This is a genomic window from Myxococcus sp. CA005 (assembly GCF_006518205.1).
Lineage (GTDB): Bacteria > Myxococcota > Myxococcia > Myxococcales > Myxococcaceae > Myxococcus > Myxococcus xanthus.
The window spans coordinates 19,923-35,311 of sequence record NZ_SRLV01000094.1 but is presented as its reverse complement, the minus strand read 5'-3'; the positions used below and the strand labels follow the sequence as shown (position 1 = coordinate 35,311).

Here is a 15,389-nt window from a genome sequence, read left to right as displayed (position 1 = left end):
GCCATGCCTCCCGCCTTGCGGGCCCGTGCGCGCTGCTGCTCTTGCGACAGCGCCTCCAGCAGCGCCCCCATGGAGGCGAAGCGCGCCTCCGGCTCCAGTGACAACCCCCGCATCACCGCGCGCCGCACCCAGGCGGGGACGCGGGCGTCGCTGGGCGGCTCGTGGATGGGCGAGGGCTCCCGCCCGGCTCGCTCCAGCGGCGCCGTCACCTTCGCGGGTGCGGACCGCAGCGCCTTCGCGGCCCGAGAGAGCTCGTCGGGGTCGAAGGGACGCTGGTTGTAGAGCGCCCGGTACAGCGCCGCGCAGAAGCTGAACTGGTCCGAGCGCGGGTCCAGGGACTCGCCGCGGAACTGTTCAGGGGACATGAACGGCGGCGTGCCCAGGACGACGCCCGTTTCGGTGAGCGGGTCATGCAGCGTGCGCGACGTCTCCGAGGCGTCGCGCACGCGCGCCAGCGTGGGCTGTTCGTCCAGAGGCAGGTTGTCCACGGGACGCGCCAGGCCGAAGTCGGTGACATAGACGCGCCCGTCACGCCCCACCAGCACGTTGGCGGGCTTGAAGTCGCGGTGCACCAGCCCCGCCGCGTGCGCGGCCTCCAACCCGCGTCCCGCTTGCAGGTACTTCTCCAGCACCTCGCGCCAGGAACGGAGCTTCTCGCGCCGCCAGTCCGCCAGCGTGCCACCCGCCACCCACTCCATGGTGAAGAAGACCTGCGTGTCCCAGGTGCCCACCTCGTAGATGGGAATGACATTGGGATGGGAGACACGCGCCATGGCCTGCGCCTCGCGCAGCAGCCGGGCCCGCCCGCCCTCCTCGTCCGCGGAGCGGGCCTCCACGCTCAACAACTTGAGCGCCACCTTGCGGTCCAGGTCCGGGTCATAGGCCGCGAACACCGCGCCCATGCCGCCCTGCCCCAGCAGCTTCAACGGAATGAAGCGCCCCACCCGCTGGCCCAGCGGGCTCCGCGAACGCCAATCCCCAGACGCGTCGCGCGCGGAGGGAGACTCCGCCGCATGCGGCGCGCTGCGCGGCACCGCCCCCTGCACATCCGCTGACACGACCTGCGTGGACAGCTCTGGCGAATCATCAGCACCCGAGCCCCGGTCATCGGTGTTGGCCATTGCGCAAGTGTACCGGGAAGCGAGCGACACCCTGCGCCCATGAAGGACTCGCGCGCAACAACACACACATGCCGCCGATAATGCGAACAGGCGAAGGAAGTCCGGGAGGGTCCGCCGTGACCAGGATTGTCACCACCGTGTTCAACTCAGCGCCCCAGGCCCTGTCCAAGCCCATCCAGCCGGTCGTGTTGAAGGACGCCAGGACGCCCATGGAGACGTCGCTCGCCAGGCCGGTGAGCAGCCCGGCCCCGGCGACGCCCCGTCCGGAGCGGGACACTTTCCAGGACACGAAGCCCGCGGCCAAAGGCGTGCCGCGGCTGTCGGTGCCGGACGCCACGGGGACCAGCGAGCTTCCCTTCCTGCGAGACCTGGCCCCAGAGAATGAAGCGGCGCAGGCGCAGGCCGACAAGGGCTGGGCGCCCACCGCGTCGGTCATCGCTCAGAACTCGGACACGGGCTGCGGCGAGGCGACGCTGGCCTTCCTGAGCCGGGCGAGCCGCAGCGTGACGAAGGGCACGCTGTGCGAGAAGCAGGAGCGAGAGACGGTCCGCGAGCGCGCGTCGCAGGTCAGCGGCGCCCGGTCCGTCCACGCCCCGGTGGACGTCAACCTGGATGATGGCGCCACGCCCACGGAGATGGCGACCGCGTTGGGGGGCATGGGCATCGAAGTCACGGACGGCTTCGCCGACTTCGACGCGGCGGCGACGAGCAAGATGATGAAGGCTGGTCAGTTCGGCCTGGCGCTCGTGGATGCCAATGCCATCCTCAATGGCGCGCTCGCGCCCGAGCAGCGGCGCGGCGGGCCGGGCCAGCTCCACTGGGTCACCATCGACGGCGTCAACAGCAACGGGACGGCCGACACGTCGGACGACTTGTTCCGCGTGAAGGACCCCGTCAATGGCGAGTACTGGGTGTCCGCCAGGGACTTGGAGAGCGCCGTCCAGGCCGGCAAGGAGCACCACGGCAGCGGCGGCATCTTCGCGCTGGAGAACCGCACGGGCGTGGGCGGACAGAAGGAGCGTGACGCCCTGGCCCACCTCAACCGCGAGCGCACGGCGTCCTTCGCGGACAGGAACGGCGTGGGCAGTAAGCGCCTCAGCCTGGGCGAGTCGAGCTGAGGCGCGCGCCCGGAACCTGTCTCAGTAGGTGTAATAGACAGGCGGCGTGGTGCTGGTGAAGAAGTCGTAATACGTGGCCACGTAGTTGGGGCGGTTGCCCACCTCACCCGGCAGCGGGCCCCCCTTCGTCCCGTAGACGACCAGCGTCGCGCCGCCGTCCGTCTGGTCCAGCGCGCAGGAGCTCACATGGTTCGTCCCGTACATGACGACGATGTCATGCGAGCGGACCATGTCGAGCGTCGCCGGGTCGATGTGGTTCACCTGACAGCGATTCATCGAGCTGCCACTGGGCGTGGGCTTGTACGAGAAGGCCGTGGCCACGCCGTAGCTGTTGGCCAGGAGCGCGAGGTACGGGGTGTTGTAGGACCTTCCCAGCGTCACGCTGCCCGCGCCATGGGCGCACGTGCCGGACGCCGCGCGTGTCACGACGATGTCCAGGCTTGGAGGCATGGAGCCGGGCACCGGCACGGAGGAGATGGTGTACGTACAGCCCTGCGTGGTGCCGGTCACCAGCGCGGCCTCCTGCTGCGCCAGCGCCTCCTGCTCGGGGGCCTCTTCAGGGGCGCCACAAGCGGCCAGGGACACGGCGGCACAACACCAGACGGCGGACTTGAAGACTCGCATGTCGGGACTCCAGTACGGAGAGGATGGGGACTCATCCCCACCTCTCCAAAAGCTGACAGAGTCCTTGTCCAGCATTCAACTGGAGCAAACTGCAACACAGTTACATTGCAATTTGGCGGCGCTATTCCTTCTCGATGTCCCGGTCCCAGAGCTGGACGCGGGTGTCTTCGTCCGTCAGGCGCTGGGTGAGCTCGGCGGCGATGGCGACGGAGCGGTGCTTGCCACCGGTGCAGCCCAGGGCCACGGTGAGGTACGCCTTCCCCTCCTTCTGGTAGCGAGGGAAGAGGAAGCGGCAGAGGTCCACGACCTTCTCGAGGAACTGCTGCGTCTCCTCACGCTCCAGCACGTAGGCCGCCACCTTCGGCACCTTGCCCGTGAGCCCCTTCATCTCCGGAACGAAGTACGGATTGGGCAGGAAGCGCACGTCCAGGACGAGGTCCGCCTGGGGCGGCACGCCGTAGCGGTAGCCGAACGACATGATGGACAGGCTGGGGCCCGCGGCGGGCTCCGGGCTGAAGCGCGCCTGCACCATGCGCTTCAAGTCATGCACGTTCAGCGTGGACGAGTCGATGACCTGGTCGGCCAGCTCGCGCAAGTCACGCAGCGCCTGGCGCTCCGCCTTGATGCCCTCGGCGACGGTGCCGTTGGGCGCCAGCGGGTGGCGGCGGCGCGTCTCGCTGAAGCGGCGGATGAGGCTGTCGTCGCTGGCGTCCAGGAAGAGCACTTCCACCTGGTGCCCGGCGCGGCGGACCTCGGCGAGGATGCGAGGCGCGTCCTTGAGGAAGACGCCTTCGCGGACGTCCACCACCAGCGCCATGCGCTCGAAGTGGCCGCCGCCCGCCAGCTCCGTGAGCTTGGGCAAGAGCAACACCGGCAGGTTGTCGATACAGAAGAAGCCCGAATCCTCCAACGCGCGGATGGCGGTGGACTTACCGGACCCGGACATGCCGGTGATGATGACGATCTGTTTCGCGGGGGCGGTCACTCGACCTCTTCTCCCAGGGTACGGCGCATCGCCCCTTCGGCGATGGCCCGGTTGAGTCGCTCGGCGAACTCTCTCGCCGAGTGGTGGCCCTGTAGCTTTAGCAACTGATTACGCGCGGCGACCTCGATGATGGTCGCCATGTTGCGGCCCGGACGAACGGGCACCACCGACAGGGGGATGTCCACCCCCACAATCTGCAGATGCCTGTCCTCCACGCCCAGCCGATCATACTCCTGGTGGGGGTCCCACTCCTGGAGCTCGATGACCAGCTCGATTTTCTTCTGTTCGCGGATGGCGGCCACGCCGAACAGGTCCTTGATGTTGATGATGCCCAGGCCGCGAATCTCCATGTGGTGCTTGATGACCGGGTTGCCAGCGCCGTAGACGGCCCCCTTGCGGCGGGTGACGTCCACGATGTCGTCCGCGACCAGGCGGTGGGCCCGCATCACCAGGTCCAGGGCAATCTCGCTCTTGCCGATGCCGCTCTTGCCCAGCAGCAAGATGCCCACGCCGAACACGTCCATCAACACCCCGTGCAGGCTGCTGGACTCGGTGAGGGCCTCTTCCAGGAAGGTCTGCACCCGCATGATGAAGTCACTGGAGAGCAACGGCGTCTTCATCAGCGCCAGCCCCGCGCCTTCACACGCGGAGACGAGGGCCTGGGGAATGTCCAGGTCCTTGGTCACCACCACGCACGCCAGCTCCTCCTCGCCGAAGAGCTGCGCCAGCGACTCGCGCTGCCGCGCTTCCGGCAGCGTGGCCAGGTACGAAATCTCCGTGTTGCCGAACACCTGGACGCGGTGCGGATGCAGGTGCTCGGTGAAGCCCGCAAGCGCCAGCCCCGGCTTCTGGATGCGCGAGGACACGACAATGCGCGACAGCCCGCCGCCGCCGGCGACGAGACTGAGCCGCATGTCGTAGTCGCGGTCCTCGAGGAGTTGGGAGATGCGGATGGATTTCATCGTCAGGGCGTGGATATCACCGGTGGGGCCCTTTGAGGGGGACTGCCTTCCTTGGGCCCTCAACGAGAGGGGCCCAGGTAGGAGACCCGGGGCCCGACCGCCCCACCGGGAGGCAAAATGCGGGTTCCGGCAGGCAACGGAAGGCCACGGAAGCCATTCCGCGGGGCTCCGGCCGCTGGTAAGCCGGAAAACATGTCCGACTGTCTCTTCTGCAAGATTCGCGACGGGCTCATCCCCGCCAAGGTGGTCTACCGCGACGACGTGTGCGTGGCCTTCGAGGACATCAATCCCCAGGCCCCCACCCACGTGCTCTTCATCCCCCACAAGCACATCCCCACCGTGAACGACATCACGACGGAGGACCGCGAGTTGGTGGGCCACCTCTTCATCGCGGCCGCCAAGGTGGCCCAGGAGCGCGGGCACGCGGACCCGAGCGACGGCTACCGGGTGGTGATGAACACCCATGCGCACGCCGGCCAGACGGTCTTCCACATCCACCTGCACCTGCTGGCCGGGCGCCCGCTGGGCTGGCCGCCGGGTTAGTTCCGCCCCCCTCTGCCCGAGGCAGGTGTTAGCCTCGGGCATTGCGATGCCCTTCTCATCGGAATCGTCTCCCGGGAACCGGCGAGCCTACACACTGCTGTCACTGCTGCTCGCGGGCGTGGCGGGCCTGGTGAATACCACGGGCTTCGTGGCGCTGGGCCTGCACACGTCGCACATGTCCGGAAGCATGGCCACGCTGGGAGAGTCCCTGGCCTCGGGCAACGTGGCCCTGGCCTGGCTGGCCGCGCAGCTCCTGCTGTCCTTCGTGGTGGGCGCCGTGTCCGCGTCGGTGCTGCTGGAGGCCTCACGCCAGCGCCCCCGGGGCCGCCACTCCTCCGCGCTGCTGCTGGAGGCGCTCACGCTGGGCGGCATCGGCGCCTGGCTGTCGTACCACCCCAGTACACACGAGCCGACGCTCATGTGGGGCCTGGCCTATGCCATGGGGCTCCAGAACGCGCTCGTCACCCGCGTCTCTGGCGCCGTGGTGCGCACCACGCACATCACCGGCATCCTCACCGACATCGGCATCCAGGTGGTGCGGCTGGGTTCCTGGCTGCGCGAGGGAACGCGGGGCCAGGGCTTGCTGGGCCTGCGACGCCGTCTCTGGGCGCTGCCCACCGCTGTTGAATTCGAGCGGACCCGGCTGCACCTGGGGCTCGGCTCCGCCTTCCTGGGCGGGTGCACGCTGGGGCCGATGCTCTTCGCCCGGCTCGGCGCGGCCACCCTGGCGATTCCCTGCGGGGTGCTGGTGATGCTGGTGGCGCTCGACCTGAGCGCCGTCGCAACCTCCGGCCCCCAGGCGATGCCGCGCGCCTGAGTCACTCCGTCCCGGGCTGGGCGGACGCGGGGCCAGGCGGGCCGGAGGACGCCTCCACGTCCTTGACGCTCGCCGAGGGCCTGCCGCGGCGGAGCACGTGCAGCACGCTGCTCTTCTCGTCCGTCCACGTGAAGTCGGGGTCCTCCCGCAGGCCCAGCCGGCGCACGCGCGCGGAGGCCCGGGTGAAGGTGGGTCCCCAGGAGAACTCGCGGTCCGGGCTCAGCACCATCCAGTTGCTGCGCAGCGCGTCCCCTTGCGTCTCGTTGACCACCAGCGCCGCATGCAGCCCCAGGGCCCGCGCGTGAGCCAGCGTCAGCGGCACTAGGTCCAGGTGGACGTTGCTGATGTGCAGCGCCAGCACGCCATGGGGCGCCAGGTGCGCGCGGTAGAGCGCCACCGCCTCCTGGGTGAGCAGGTGCACCGGCACCGCGTCGGAAGAGAAGGTGTCCAGCGCGAGTACGTCGAAGCCCTGCGCGCCGCCCGTCTCCAGCTCCCGCTCCAGGGAGATGCGCGCGTCCCCCTCCACCAGCTCCACCTTCGCCGGCGTGTCTCCCAGGAAGGAGAAGTAGCCGCCCTCGCCCTGCGCCAGCGCGATGACCGCGGGGTCGATTTCGTAGAAGCGCCCGGTGTCCTCCGCCTCGAGCAACGCGGCGCTGGTGCCCACCCCCAGCCCCAGCACGCCCACGCGAAGCCCCGCGGGCAGCCCCACGGCTTCGCGCAGCCGGCGATGCTCGGCGATGGCCAGTCCCAGGCCCGCCTCTGGCGTGTAATACGTCGTGGGCACGCCCCTGCGCTCGGGCGTCACGTACTGGAGCCCGTGGGTGATGGCGCCATGCAGCAGCGTGAAGCGGTGGTCCTCCGGTGAGCCCACGCCCTGCTCCATCACCCGCACCACGCCGAAGAAGTTGCGCGAGGCGAAGCGCGCGCGGCCCTGCTCGCGGGCCATGGTGTACGTCAGGTGTCCGGCCACCAGGAGCAGCATGGCGCCGCGCAGGACGCGCTGCAGCCGCTGCGTCCGCGTCGCTTCGCCCGCCTCTTTCGCAATGCCCACCAACGCGACGACGCAGCACGCGCCCAGCGACAAGGGGTACTCCCAGTAGGCGCTGAAGACGGCGGGGGCCAGCACGCTGATGAGCAGCCCGCCCAGCACACCGCCCGCGGACACCCACAGGTAGAAGGCGCTGAGGTGGCGCGGCGGTGGGCGCAGCCGGTACAGCTCGCCGTGGCACACCATGCTGCCCGCGAAGAGGGCCACGGAGTACGCGGCCAGCTGGAGCGCGAGCGACGACTGCGGCCCCTGCGTCTGCGCGTGCGCCACGCCCGCGCCCGAGGCGATGAGCAGCACCGCGTAGACGGTCCGCGAGTAGAAGGACTCGCGGGAGAAGGCGAGGATGAAGGTCAGCAGGTAGACGGCCAGGGGCAGCACCCAGAGGAAGGGGCCGGCCGCCACGTCCTGTGAGAGCTGGTTCGTCGTTGCCAGCAGCAGCACCGACGCGCAGGTGCTCAGGCCCAGCCACGTCATCGTGGCGCGCACGGTGGGGCGTGCCACCTCCGCGCCGGCCTCTCCCCCGGCGCCTTCCGTCAGCGGCGTGGCCGTCACGGGCGCGGCCGTGGCGACGGGCGCCGTGTCCGGCTGCTTCATCACGTCCAGCGCGCACACCGCGCAGGCCACGGCGAAGAAGACGAAGCCCACGCCCCAGCCCCACGCCTGGGCGCCGCGTCCCACCCACGGCTCCACCAGGAAGGGATAGCCGAGCAGCGCCAGCAGCGAGCCCGCGTTGGACAGCGCATAGAGCGGATAGGGCGAGCGGCCCGGCCGCGCGCGGGCGAACCACGACTGGAGCAACGGACCGGTGGTGCTCAGCACGAAGAAAGGCAGGCCGATGGTGACCGCCAGCATCGCCAGCAGCCGGGGCACGGCCAGCGCGGTGCCCTCCGGACGCCATTCAGGCCCGGGTGCCACCGGCGAGCCCGCCAGCAACGCACGTGCGCCCAGCAGCAGCACCGCCACCGCTAGCAGTCCCAGGTGGACGCGGGCTTGCGTGCGAGGTGCCAGCCGCGAGGCGAGTCCGTGCGCGTACGCGTAGCCCCCCAGCAGCACCGCCTGGAAGAACAACATGCACGCCGTCCACACGCCGGGCGTTCCGCCGTACCACGGCAGCGAATAGCGCCCCACCAGGGGTTGCACGCCGAACAGGAGGAACGCACTGGCGAAGATGGCGATGGCGTAGCGGGACATGTTGGCGGTCCAGGCTTTCCCGCCCGGCACGTCCGGTCAACTGTCCGGCGTCCGGGGGGCGAAGAAGGTTCAGCGCGAGGGTGCTCGGGGCGCGAAGAGCCGGGCGCCGGACGGAGCCAGCGCGGTTTCCATGGGCAGCCCGTAGAGCGTTTCCAGGGAGCCACGCTCCAGCACCTCGTTCGCCGGCCCCTGCGCGAGCACCTGGCCATCCCGGAGGAGCAGCACGTGGGTGGCGAAGGCGGCGGCGAGGTTCACGTCATGCAGCACCGCCACCGCGCCCAGCCCCGCGTCCACGCGCGCGCGCACGCGGTCGAGCGAGCCCACCTGGTGGGCCACGTCCAGGAAGGCGGTGGGCTCATCCAGCAGCAACAACTCGGGCTGCTGCACCAGTCCTCGCGCCAGCATCAACATCCGGCGCTCGCCTCCAGAGAGGGCCTCCGCGGGCCGCTCGGACAGGTGCGCAATGCCGAGCTCCGTCATCACCTCCCGCGCGAGCGCCACGTCGGCCGCGGACGGCAGACCCCAGAGGCCCAGGTGCGGACTGCGGCCCATCAACACCAGTTCCAGGCCGCTGAAGCCCTCCGTGGATTCGATGGTCTGCGGCACCCAAGCCACCTTGCGGGCGAGCGCTCGGGGCTCCCAGGCGGCGCGCTCGCGGCCCAGCAGGCGGACTTCTCCGCGCGTCCAGGGCCCCAGGCCCAGCACCGCGCGCAGCAGCGTGCTCTTGCCCGTGCCGTTGGGGCCGAGCACCGCCCACAGCTCACCGGGCCGGACCTCGCACGCCACACCATGCAAGATGGGACGAGGACCGTAGCCCGCGACCAGCGCCCGGGTGACAAGCAGGGGCTCCACGGGACTAGTACAGCTCCTTCTGCTTCTGCAGCAGGAAGCGCTTCATCGCCCGGACCTTGCGCAGCGCTTCCGGGTTTTCGCCGCTACCCGCGGCCTCCACCTCGCTCTTCACCTCGGCGTACCGCGTGCACCAGAGGCCGAGCACCACGCACGAATGCTCCGAGTTGAGCTGGTTGAAGAGCGCGTTCGTCTCGCGCCACTCCCTCTCCAGCACGGTGAGCTGACGGGAGCGCGCGGAGCGAATCTTGCGGACCGGCGCCGCGCGCTTCTCGGGAGCCTCGGTGGTCTTCTGCTGCGCGTCCAGCGGCGCGAGGAAGGAGTCGTCGAGCGAGCCTCTGCCTTCCGTGGCACCGGTTGGCGGCACGACGTCGGGCGCGGGGGTTCCCGGAGCCTGCGCCGCGTCCCCCTCCGGAGGCGGGCCGTTCTCGTTGGCAGCCTTGCCCGCCAGCGCCTCGTCGGGAGCGGAGGGACGCAGGGGCTGCGCGGGCGGCGGCCCTTCGGGTTGCTCCGGCATGAACTGGCTCAGCACCTGGGCGCGGAGCTCCGGGGGGGCCAGGAAGAAGGCTCCGACCACGGCGAGGATGAAGAACAGCAACACCAGCACGAGCACCAGTGGGCCCTTGCGGCGACGCTCGGGGCGTTCGGGCATCGTCGTGCGGCGGGTGTCCTCCTTCGCGATGCGCTCAGCCGAGCGCGTCTCCGGGCGGACGGGCATCGTCGTGCGCCGCGTCTCCTCGTTGGGCGTGAGGGAGACGCGGACATCGTCGTCGCTTTCGTCCTCTTCTTCGTCCGTCACGACGGGGGCGGGCGCGGTGGGACGCACGGCGGAGACGGAACCTGTCCTGCGCGCGGTGCTGGCCGGTGCCATCCCCGGCGAAGATGGCCGGGCCCGCCGAGGCCTGGGCCGGGAGACGCCGGACCGCTCCTCGTCCTCGGAGCCATCCACATCTTTGAAGAGGCCTGCGTCCAGCACCACGCGCGGATGCGTGTCGTCATGGCGGGTGACGCGAGGGTCCGTGTCGGCGTTATGTGCGACGCGGGGCTGGGTGTCGTCGTGGCGTTCGGTTCGCGACGGGCGGTGGATGCGCGGATGCGTGTCGACGTCGGCGATGCTCGGCGCGGCTTCCTCGTGCCCCACATCCTCGGTGGAGAGCACGGGCAGCTCCGACGAGGCGCCTTCTTGTGACTGCGCGTCGGTCGAAGAAAGGCCGGCTTCGTCCTCGGACACGCCCGCCTCGGACTCGTGCGCGGCCTCGGCTTCATCCTCCGGGGAGAGGGCCTGCCCGCCATCAGCGGGGGTGGCGTCCGCGACGGGCTCGTCCACCACGGGCGCGGAGCGGGAAGCCGTCGCGCCCGATGCAGGGGCAACGGGGATGGCTCGCGAGGGCGTTGCCCCCTTCGGAGGTGGAGGTGTCCCCAGCGAAGACATGTCCCGCGAGGGCGTCATGCCAGCCTGGGCTGGCGACACCGCGGCCATCCCCGCCGAGGACACCCTGCGCGGCGGCGTCCCGCCCTCCGAGGACATGTCCACGGAAGACACCGGGTCCGAAGAGGCCTCGTCCCGCGCATCCAACGCAGCGACTTCCACGGAGGAGATGGCGCGAGTCGAAACTCCCGCCTGCGCGCCCACAGCGGGCATGCCCGCCGACGACCTGGAGCGTGGAGCCGCGGCCTCATCCGGCGAACCCACCGCGGACATCGCGCGAGACGGCGTCGAGCCAGGCGGAGGCGGCTGGACGGCGGCCATCACCATCGAAGCCGTTCGAGGCATCGGGCCGGAAGGATGCAGCTCGCTGAATGCCGCCTCGGCCGGCGGCGCACTCCCAAACGCGCCCTCGCGCTCCGAGGCGGCGTCCTCGTCTCCGGCAGCCCCCTCCGAGACCTCAACGGCCGGCATCGACTCCAGCGCCGACGTGCGAGGCATCGGCGCGGGAGCAGGCACGTTGACCGCGGGCATCACCACCACGCCGCTGCGCGGCAGCACCGCTCCGGGCGCGCGCGGCTCGGCCCCTGGCGGCGGAGGTCGCGAGTTCACCGTGCCCTGCGACCCACGCAGCGGCACCGCGGGCGTGGGCGCGCCCACCGAGGCAATCACGCTCGGGCTCGCCTCGAACGCCTTGCCCCGAAGCGACTCGGCCTTCGCGGCCGTCGACTCCACCTGAACGGACGCGTCCTCGGGAGAAGACGGCCCGCCCAGGCTCGGCATCGCCAGCTCGGTCGGCCGCATGTGCGACGGAAGCAGCGCACGCGCGGCGGCCACACCCGGCGGCACCGCCTCGGGCGGCATCGACGTCATCTGGACCTCGCGCGTCAGCGCGGGCGCGCGAGGAATCGGAGCAGACGAAGGACTCACCCCGCCGCCGCGAACGAAGGCCTCCGGCCCCACCTCCACCGAGGGCGCCGTGTCCTGGCGCGCACCCCGCGTCCGAGCCTCGTCCTCCAGCGCCTCGATGGGGACCCCGGGCCGGGTGGACTCGTCCATCGGGACACCCGGGCGCGTCTCACCGTCCGTCACCGGACCACCGCCCTCGCGGCTGCGGGGCGTGGGGAAGAACGACAGCGGCTCCACCGGGCCATCCAGTCGGATGGTCTTCGCCGGCAGCATCGCGTGCGCCATCTTCGGCGCCAGCGGATCATCCGGCATCGAGGCCAGCGCACGGACCTCTGCCGTGGACAGGCGCGGCACCTCCTTGAGGCTCGCCAGGAGACGCCGCTCGGACTGGAAGTCCGCCGAGAACAGCTCGCGCATGAAGCGGCTGACGCTCTCCGGGCCCGCGCTCGAGTCAATCTCCATCAGGCAGGCCTGGAGCCGCCCGCGAAACTCCTCCGCCGTCTGGAAGCGCTGCGACGGGTCCACCGCCAGCGCCTTGGCCACCAGCGCCGTCACCGCGGGTGGCGTGAGCGGCTCCACCTGGTCCAGCGGCGCGATTCGCGGGTTCGCCACCAGGGACATGAGCTCGCCCGGGTGGACCCCGTCGAACGGGTTCTTCCCGCAGATGAGCTCGTAGAGACAAAGCCCCACCGCGTACAGGTCGCTGCGGCGGTCCACCGGCTGGTGCCGCGCCTGCTCCGGCGACATGTAGAGGAACTTGCCCAGGATGATGCTGGGGTTCGTCTTCGCGGCCGACAGCCGGCTCTTGGCGAGCCCGAAGTCGATGACCTTCACCTCCCCTTCGTAGGAGATGAGGATGTTCTGCGGCGAGATGTCCCGGTGGACGAGCTTCAGGTCCTCCCCGTCGTCGTCCTTCTTGCGGTGCGCATAGGCCAGCGCGTCCAGCACCCGGCCCATGGTGTAGAGGATGAACGTGACCGGCAGCGGCATCTGCCTGTCCCGCACGCGCGCGGCCACCTTGCGCAGGTCCTTGCCGTCCACGTGCTCGAGCGCCATGTAGGCCTCGTCCTCGTGGAGGCCCATGTCCAGCACCTGGGCAATGGAGCCGTGGCTCAGGCGGACCAGGGTGCGGGCCTCGCCCACGAAGCGCTCGACGAAGTCCGTGTCCGCGGCAAGCTGCGGGAGGATTTTCTTGATGACGCAGAGCTTCTCGAACCCCTGCGCCCCCTCCAACCGCGCGAGGTAGATCTCTCCCATGCCCCCCGTCGCCAGTTGGGACAGGAGCGTGTACCGGCCAAAGGGCTGGGGCCGGAAGGGTCTCAACCGGGCGGGTTGGGTTGACGAGTTCATGCGGTGCGGGGGTTCACCACGACGGGGTCCGTATTGAACCCTTTCCCGGTACATCCCAGCAACCCGTCAACCGGACGCGGCCCCCTCAACGGAAGCCGGGATTGGTCAACTGGCCTACATCCTCTTCCAGCACCTCGAAGGCCGCTACCTTGTCCTTCGGGGGGCGGATGAGGCGCTCGCCCAGCGGCTGGACGTCGAAGCGTGCCCCCACGGTGGCCAGGACCTTGCCGGTAATGAGCACCTGGCCCGGGCTGGCGGTACCGGCGAGCCACCCCGCAATCCCGACGCCATCCCCCACCACGGTGTAGTCCGGGCGCACCTCGGTGCCGATCATCCCCACCAGGGCCCGGGTGCTGTGCAGGGCGATTCGCAGCTCGCAGCGCTCGTCCAGGGGCCGGCGCGCCATGGACCGCTCCCACTCGGAGCGCAGCGCCAGGGCGGCCCGGACGGCCCGAATCGAGTCCTCGCCCTTCGCGTAGGGAACGCCGAAGAGGGCGCGCAGGGATTCGCCCCGGAAGCCCTCCACGGTGGCCTCGAAGCTGAAGACGATGCCGCTCATCCGCGCGTGAAAGTCGTTGAGCATCTGCGTGGCCCGAGCGGCGCCGATGCGCATGCACAACACGGAGAAGCCCACGAGCTCCGCGTGCAGGATGGTGAGGCTGCGCTCCTCCAGGCCGGGCAGCTTGCCGCCCTGCTTCTGGGCCTCGGCGGCGCGGCGCTCGGCCACGTCCGGCGGGTGGAAGCGCTCCAGGTCGCGCCGCAGCCTGTCCGCCGCGGGACTGCCCTCGCGCGGGGAGAACTTCTGCACGCCGGTGGCCACCAGATGCGCCACCGCGGTGCAGGTATCCAGCATCGACTCCACGCTGGCGTCACCCTTGGCCGACAGGTTGACGTAGAGCACCCCCGCGTAGGGCGGCTCGGTGCCGATGGGGATGCACAGCACCCGGTCCACGCCGTAGAGGATGACGCTCTCCCGGCCCGCGAAGCGGCGGTCATCGCGCACGTCGCCCACGGCGAGCGCGCGGCCCTGACGCAGGGCCTCCTCCACGATGGCATCCGAGACGGGCACCTCGCCCTTGGCCAGCCGGCCGCGGTGGCGCACGGCGGCGGGCACCATGGCGCCCGTGGCGTGCTTGAGCAGCACCACCGCCGTGGTCGCGTCAGTGACCTCCAGCAGCCGGTCCATGGTGGTGTCCAGGAACGAAGACAGCGTGGCGGCCGACGAGAGCGCCTCCGCGGTGCGGAACAACAGCACCAGCGTCTCCTGCCCCACGCGCGGGCTCGCGGCGGGCAGCGGCGCGGACGCGGAGAAGCTGTCGTCGAAGGAGACCGGACCCACATTGTCCAGGAGCCGCAGCACGTCCGCGTCGCGCACGTTCTTCGCCATCAGGACGGAGGGGCCCACGTCCTGGCCGTGGCCGAAGCGCACGACGCCGCCCGCGCCCAGGTCCACCATCTCCGTGGCCGCGTTCTCCACGGTGTTGGGCTGGCGCACGGAGAGGACGTTCTCGCCCAGCGCCACCGAGTCTCCGGCGACGAGTTGCCGAGAACCCTGCAAGGGCGCGCCGTTGATGCGGCTGCCGTTGCGACTGCCCAAATCTTCGATTCGCAGCACGTCACCGTCGACGAACAGCCGCGCATGCCGGCGTGAGACGAGATCGCCGCCCAGGACGATATCGTTCTCGTCCGCGCGGCCGAGGCTCGTCACGCCCTCAGGCAGATCGTACGACGTGTCGAAGTAGCCGGGCCCGTTGATGATGATCTGCCACATCGAATGCCCGACATTACACGACTCTCCCGCCTGTTGAGAGAAGGAGACACTGACTCAGTGCGGGTATCCCGTAACCCGGCGCCAGAACACGCCTCTCCGCACCGCGTCATTTCACCAGTGGTACGAATGGCCCGAACGTTCGCTCAGCGGGGCCTGTGGATGAACAGGGACGCGCCCTGTCTCACCACGGGGAAGGCCGCGAGCGGTCGAGTCGCCGGGCCATTCAGCACCTGCCCCTCCTGGGTGAAGCGGGAGCCATGACAGGGGCATTCCATGACGCCGTCGGCCGGCACCCAGTCCACGGCGCAATCACCGTGCGTGCAGATGCGCCAGAGCGCCGCGTAACAGCCAGGTGAGGTGTGGACCACCACCACGTCCAGCAGCGCCTGGGGAATGCGGACCTCCGCGGCGCCGCCGGGGACCTCCAGCGCGGGATGCTCCACCAGGGGGACCTCCACCCAGCCCTCGCCGGGTGGGCCCGACGGCACCGGCGGCGCACAAGACGGGCCCGGCCCTCCCGCATCGGGAGGGTCGAGCACCACGGCTTCCCGCCACCCGTCACCACACCCCGCCCCGACCGCCGCCAGGGCACAGGTGCCCTTGAGCAGCGTGCCGAGCGCGGCGCGGCGGTCCACCTCCCCCGTCATGGACAGGGGACATGGCCGTGGCGGGAGC

Annotated in this window: 12 protein-coding genes; 3 read left to right on the top strand and 9 right to left on the bottom strand. The window is 70.5% G+C overall.

What is annotated here, in order from left to right:
- Positions 1–1,187 (bottom strand): serine/threonine-protein kinase (locus tag FMQ63_RS30690; RefSeq protein WP_141276824.1); only part of this gene is annotated, 1,187 nt, incomplete at its 3' end.
- Positions 1,188–1,237: 50 nt separating this feature from the next.
- On the opposite strand from FMQ63_RS30690, the gene FMQ63_RS30685 reads away from it, so the two are divergent.
- Positions 1,238–2,239, top strand: coding sequence for a hypothetical protein (locus tag FMQ63_RS30685; RefSeq protein ID WP_020478182.1), 1,002 nt, complete (start codon positions 1,238–1,240; stop codon positions 2,237–2,239).
- A 21-nt stretch (positions 2,240–2,260) separates the two neighbouring features.
- Here FMQ63_RS30685 and FMQ63_RS30680 read toward each other — a convergent pair whose 3' ends face one another.
- The 3 genes from FMQ63_RS30680 to hprK are packed head-to-tail and all read right to left on the bottom strand — an operon-like array spanning position 2,261 to position 4,810.
- Positions 2,261–2,938, bottom strand: a complete 678-nt coding sequence (locus tag FMQ63_RS30680) for a hypothetical protein (protein ID WP_011556493.1) — start codon at positions 2,936–2,938, stop codon at positions 2,261–2,263.
- A 46-nt stretch (positions 2,939–2,984) separates the two neighbouring features.
- Positions 2,985–3,848, bottom strand: coding sequence for an RNase adapter RapZ (gene rapZ, locus FMQ63_RS30675; RefSeq protein ID WP_011556494.1), 864 nt, complete (start codon positions 3,846–3,848; stop codon positions 2,985–2,987).
- Positions 3,845–4,810: an HPr(Ser) kinase/phosphatase gene (hprK, locus tag FMQ63_RS30670; RefSeq protein WP_011556495.1), complete on the bottom strand. Its 966-nt coding sequence runs from the start codon at positions 4,808–4,810 to the stop codon at positions 3,845–3,847. The genes rapZ and hprK overlap by 4 nt, the downstream gene beginning before the upstream one ends.
- A 192-nt stretch (positions 4,811–5,002) precedes the next feature.
- On the opposite strand from hprK, the gene FMQ63_RS30665 reads away from it, so the two are divergent.
- A complete protein-coding gene (locus FMQ63_RS30665) occupies positions 5,003–5,353 on the top strand; it encodes a histidine triad nucleotide-binding protein (protein WP_011556496.1) in 351 nt (116 codons plus the stop codon).
- A 46-nt stretch (positions 5,354–5,399) separates the two neighbouring features.
- Positions 5,400–6,170 (top strand): YoaK family protein, encoded by a 771-nt coding sequence (locus tag FMQ63_RS30660; protein WP_216609418.1) that lies wholly within the window; start codon positions 5,400–5,402, stop codon positions 6,168–6,170.
- A gap of 1 nt (position 6,171) precedes the next feature.
- Here FMQ63_RS30660 and FMQ63_RS30655 read toward each other — a convergent pair whose 3' ends face one another.
- From FMQ63_RS30655 to FMQ63_RS30635, 5 genes are all read right to left on the bottom strand, one after another.
- Positions 6,172–8,409 carry a fused MFS/spermidine synthase gene (locus FMQ63_RS30655; protein ID WP_011556498.1) on the bottom strand — a complete coding sequence of 746 codons (2,238 nt, stop codon included), beginning with the start codon at positions 8,407–8,409 and terminating at the stop codon, positions 6,172–6,174.
- Positions 8,410–8,478: 69 nt separating this feature from the next.
- On the bottom strand, positions 8,479–9,261 hold the full coding sequence (locus tag FMQ63_RS30650) for an ABC transporter ATP-binding protein (RefSeq protein WP_011556499.1): 783 nt from the start codon (positions 9,259–9,261) through the stop codon (positions 8,479–8,481).
- A 4-nt stretch (positions 9,262–9,265) separates the two neighbouring features.
- Positions 9,266–12,943, bottom strand: a complete 3,678-nt coding sequence (locus FMQ63_RS30645; protein WP_225909565.1) for a serine/threonine-protein kinase — start codon at positions 12,941–12,943, stop codon at positions 9,266–9,268.
- Positions 12,944–13,028: 85 nt separating this feature from the next.
- Complete coding sequence (locus FMQ63_RS30640; protein ID WP_011556501.1) at positions 13,029–14,714, bottom strand: FHA domain-containing protein; 1,686 nt, start codon at positions 14,712–14,714, stop codon at positions 13,029–13,031.
- 143 nt (positions 14,715–14,857) lie between these two features.
- Positions 14,858–15,361, bottom strand: a complete 504-nt coding sequence (locus tag FMQ63_RS30635) for a ubiquinol-cytochrome c reductase iron-sulfur subunit (RefSeq protein ID WP_020478184.1) — start codon at positions 15,359–15,361, stop codon at positions 14,858–14,860.
- Positions 15,362–15,389: the final 28 nt, after the last annotated feature.

Excerpts from the sequence above, each read along its gene's own strand:
- FMQ63_RS30645 (WP_225909565.1), bottom strand. The coding sequence starts at position 12,943 with ATGAACTCGTCAACCCAACCCGCCCGGTTGAGACCCTTCCGGCCCCAG.
- hprK (WP_011556495.1), bottom strand. The coding sequence starts at position 4,810 with ATGAAATCCATCCGCATCTCCCAACTCCTCGAGGACCGCGACTACGAC.
- FMQ63_RS30635 (WP_020478184.1), bottom strand. The coding sequence starts at position 15,361 with ATGACGGGGGAGGTGGACCGCCGCGCCGCGCTCGGCACGCTGCTCAAG.
- FMQ63_RS30665 (WP_011556496.1), top strand. The coding sequence starts at position 5,003 with ATGTCCGACTGTCTCTTCTGCAAGATTCGCGACGGGCTCATCCCCGCC.
- FMQ63_RS30655 (WP_011556498.1), bottom strand. The coding sequence starts at position 8,409 with ATGTCCCGCTACGCCATCGCCATCTTCGCCAGTGCGTTCCTCCTGTTC.
- FMQ63_RS30640 (WP_011556501.1), bottom strand. The coding sequence starts at position 14,714 with ATGTGGCAGATCATCATCAACGGGCCCGGCTACTTCGACACGTCGTAC.
- FMQ63_RS30680 (WP_011556493.1), bottom strand. The coding sequence starts at position 2,938 with ATGCTGGACAAGGACTCTGTCAGCTTTTGGAGAGGTGGGGATGAGTCC.
- FMQ63_RS30660 (WP_216609418.1), top strand. The coding sequence starts at position 5,400 with ATGCCCTTCTCATCGGAATCGTCTCCCGGGAACCGGCGAGCCTACACA.